Below are 4,334 nucleotides of genomic sequence, written 5' to 3' on the forward strand. Positions count from 1 at the left end.
TGGGTAGTTGGGGAGAGAGTTTTTTTAAGTCGGAAAATGATTGTGTTTTCATCTTTAATATGTTCTGAGAAATTGCAAATTTTGACAAAAATGGTTCTACAGGTTCTTGCACAAAGCAACAAAGCCCATGATCTCAGATTATCAGACAAACCAAAACTATTTACAGAAGCAATATAATGTAGTTTTTGAATCTAATCAAAGTTATTATAATTTACTTAAAGAGGCGGGAGTAAGTTGGAAAAAAACTCCAAAAAATCATCCCGCTAGAAATGATGAATTAGTGAAAGCTAAAAAAAAAGAAATAGAGGAAATGTGGGTAAAATGGCCACCGGAAATCGAAGCTGGAAGCCTGAGAGTGTTTATGATTGATCAATGTAATCTTCGGGCGGGGCGATCTCTGAGGCGATGGTTGGGGAACAACAGATGAAAGAATAGAAATTAATCTCAAAAATGAAAAAGAAAGACAGACTGATTATGGAGCCTGAGACTATCAAAGTAAAGAATTTATTGTGCAAGAATTTGAGAGTGGAAATACTGAAAATACCATCGAATTTATCAAATATTTGCAAAGCGCGAAGGCCGGGTAAAAGATTGGCAATATTTTGGGAGGGAGCAACTTACCATAAATCTCAATAATTTCGAGAATATTTGATGTTAATTAATCAAAATTTATCAGAACGAAGAATGGTTGATACATGGTACAAAGTTGGCTCCAAATGCTCCGGAGCAAAATCCTGTTGAAGATATTTGGTTACCAGGCAAAAATTTCATCATAAAATATGATCATTTTTGCAATTCTTTTAAAGTAGTTAAGTGGCTATTTAAGTTTTTTGCATATGGTCAAATATTCGATTTCCCAAAGCTTTTTCAGTATGGAATTTTGCCAGAACCTATTTAGGATTACTATAGTTTTTTAATTGCGGTTTAATAGCACCTCTGTACTTCTGAGATTTTTGGCTATTTGTTCTGTCTAATTGTTTTTCAGACTTTGCTATTAGGTTGCTATAGATGTTCAAATTAATCAGAAATCAAATGTTAATCATCAGTATTTTTTTATTATTTTGAAGTGTAGAATGTGGATTTATAGATTTTATTATATTGATGCAGCAAACTCCAAGTATATGAAGTATAGATATTAACAATTAAATATTTGTAGTGCGAGCATCTTGCTCGCTATGGGTGTATTTCACAAAAGTGGAATCTGCTATATATTATGATTTATTTTTTGTCAATTATTCAGGGAAAATATACCCAGGAACTACTCTACTTTTTCCGGGTAAGATCGAGTCTTTTCTACAAAGTATTAAAGAAACTGGATATCTTTCAATTTGTAAGCATTCAGCTATTAGCATTCAGCATTCAGCTTTATTCAGCTTTTGAAAATATTCAAGCAACTACGAAGGATAGCTGGTAAACTTTTTCTTTCCTGCGGAGTTGGGAAGCAAACATAACTGTTAATTAAGGTTGGCTGAAAAAGTCTTTTAGTAGGGGTAGGAGACAGGAGATAGGAGAAATTGGAATTTATAGGAGGTAGGAGCTAAGTTTTGTCAGAGTGATTTTTCTGCCCAACTATGCGCATAAAATACGCTCCTTTTTGAGCGTGAAGAGCTGAAAAATTTGCACTTTTTAAAGGCCCCATAAAGGCTTTAGCCTTTATATGTCAATGCTTTTAGATTTAATCAGCAAGCCCTAATTATCCTTGGAGACTAATTCCTCCTTCGGTGCGATAATTAGTTAATAACTCATAGCTGATAACGTAGTTCCTCTGTAAGAAGCTAGCTGACGGCTGAATGCTTACTTTAATTTCTCCCCTACTCTATAGAACCCATTTGATATCTCTAAAAATTTAGGTGATCGCTCTTATTACTGAACTTAAGCTTATGTCTTTTCCTCAAAAGACATCTCCAATCATCAAAAATCAAATCAATTATCGTAGATAAATCATCAATTATTTCCCTCTACTCCCTACTCCCTACTCCCTATTTTCTGGAGAGAGCTAAAAGATACGGTTAGGGGTTCTATATTTACATTTACTCTTGACTAAAATTACTTTTAGGGTAATTAAAATTATGTTTAGCAAAAGCTTGTTTAACTCGCCTCACTAAATCGGTTTTGTAAACATATTCATCCCTAGCATCTATAGGATAAGACTTTAAATGATATTGAGTTCCCCAAGGTTTTTCCTCAACTAATACACTAACTGGAAGTTTTAATTGAGTGTACTTACTGGTATAAGCAGCCAGATGTAAAATTTTAATAACCAATTCAGAATCGACTCCATGAGCCAAATAAAAATCAGTTGTGACTTGAGCTTCTAAAGCACCATTATTAGCATTAGATATCGGCTCATTCCAAATTTTGTTATGGGGAATAAATATCAGATTATCTTCAACAGTTTGTAAACGTATTCCCCGCAAATCATAAGTAATAATTTCGCCATAATTTTCTCCAATTTGAACTCTATCTCCTACTCGATAAGGAGTTTCAAATAGAGCTACTACTCCAGCAATTAGAGAACTAACATAATCTTTAAAAGCAAAACCTAAAGCTACAGCAATTGTTCCGGTTATAGCTAATAAATTTTCAGTCGAAAGTTTCAAGAAAAGACTCAATATATATATTGTGGAAGTCAATAAAATTAAGGCTTGTAGAAAAGGCTCTGATTGTTTGGCTGCTGCTCGAAATCTTAAAGGAACTCTTTCTGATAACCACTTACTCAAAAATTTAACGCTAATAAGAAATCCATAAGCAAGAGCTAAAGCAATTACTGTTTGTAGAATAGTCCGAAGATTTATATCTTTGATACCTATTCCATCTAATCCTGGCGCTACTGTAAGTAGATGAAAATGAAAAAAGAATGTTAATCCTAGATAGTTGAAAATCATTATACCTCTTGCAAAAAAATTAATTAGGGTTTGCTGAAAAAGTTTTTTAGTAGGGGTAGGAGACAACCCACCCCTCGCCCCTCCCCCTCCCAGGAGGGGAGAAATGGGAATGAGCGAGGAGGTAGGAGCTAAGTTTTGTCAGAGTGATTTTTCTGCCCAACTATGCGCCTAAAATACGCTCCTTTTTGGGCGTTTTAGACTGAAACAGGCGCACTGCAATTCGACCCCAAAAAGGCACTTGTCTTTATATGTCAATGCTTTTAGATTTAATCAGCAAGCCCTAATTAAATCAATTCAAGATATTAAATCAGCAATTTAATCTCCCCATTCCCTATTCCCTATTCCCTATTCCCTATTCTCTAATTTATGCAATAAATCTATTCTATTAAATCAGTAATAAAGTTATAGTTTTTTAAATGCTTACGCAGCTTTGGATAATATGTAGGATGAATAGTCAACAGATTATTCAAACGTTGAATTACTCCCATGCTTAATAATTTTTGAATTTGGAATTGAATTCTACTTTCAGACTCTCCCAAACTCAAGGCAAGGTGAGATAAATTAATTTCTTTGTGCAAAAGCATAGAAAATAAAAGATAGCGATCGCTACTGCTTAATTCTGGTAAATCTAATGATTTAATTTGATGATACTCTACTAAAATATTCTCTTTTTCTGTTTCTTGAGAATCAAGATTTTCCGTATTTATCATACTCAAAGATTTTAGCCATAATTGAGAAGCTGCTGAACTTAAACCTTGAGAAGTATGGGATAAATAATCAAAATATTCTTGCATTTTAGCAACTTGTTTTTCTTCATCTAGGTCATTTTTTTGAAACTCCATCTTAGTAAATACAGGAGTTAGCCATTCCATAAGTTCTTCTCCTGTCATAGTCGGTAATAATAGAGTTTTTTCAAAGTAAGAGTTAATATTATAAATATAATCAAGATACTGCCACGTTAAAGAATTACAACCAATTAACCAAAATCGAGAATTATCTTGAAAGATTCTATTTCTTAAAAACTCAATTCCATCCAAACCATGTATGTGTCGTAGAAAGCAAAATTCCAAACAAGTAATAACTATTAATTCCTGAAATTTGCCAGAATTACCATCAACATCTAACCTTGCAGACAGACCTAAATCATTTTGTAATTTGGAGACAATTTTCAGGAAATCTTTAGGTCTATTTGACCAGGATAATAATTTTATATCTTTGACACTTTCATGACTCCAATTAACTAAAGCTGTCTGGATAATTTGAGATAAAGGTTCTATAGAACTGCTGAGAATTACCAGTTCATTAGCTTCTGGATTTTCTTGCCATTGGCATAATGCTTCTTCTAAAGTAGATTGCAAAATTTTGACATATTTAGGATGACAAGGCAAAGCCTGAATTTGTTGATTTAAACCAGAAATAACATTTTTTGGGAGTTCATTAAATTCATTC

At 33.2% G+C, this 4,334-nt stretch carries 2 protein-coding genes and 1 pseudogene; 1 reads left to right on the plus strand and 2 read right to left on the minus strand.

The window, feature by feature from the left end:
- Positions 1 to 151 precede the first annotated feature (151 nt).
- Positions 152 to 898, plus strand: a pseudogene (locus F6K13_RS20410) (transposase); the annotation flags it as partial.
- A gap of 1,132 nt (positions 899 to 2,030) precedes the next feature.
- Here F6K13_RS20410 and F6K13_RS20415 read toward each other — a convergent pair.
- Both F6K13_RS20415 and F6K13_RS20420 read right to left on the minus strand, forming a co-directional pair.
- Positions 2,031 to 2,885: a mechanosensitive ion channel family protein gene (locus F6K13_RS20415; protein ID WP_124146251.1), complete on the minus strand. Its 855-nt coding sequence runs from the start codon at positions 2,883 to 2,885 to the stop codon at positions 2,031 to 2,033.
- 377 nt (positions 2,886 to 3,262) lie between these two features.
- Positions 3,263 to 4,334, minus strand: a 1,072-nt coding sequence (locus F6K13_RS20420) for a hypothetical protein (RefSeq protein WP_287288198.1), incomplete at its 5' end; no start/stop codon positions are given.

This window comes from Okeania sp. SIO2B9, from assembly GCF_010672505.1.
Taxonomy (GTDB): domain Bacteria; phylum Cyanobacteriota; class Cyanobacteriia; order Cyanobacteriales; family Microcoleaceae; genus Okeania; species Okeania hirsuta.

What these genes read in the sequence shown, in the direction of transcription:
- F6K13_RS20415 (WP_124146251.1), bottom strand. Translation starts at nt 2,885, where the DNA reads ATGATTTTCAACTATCTAGGATTAACATTCTTTTTTCATTTTCATCTA.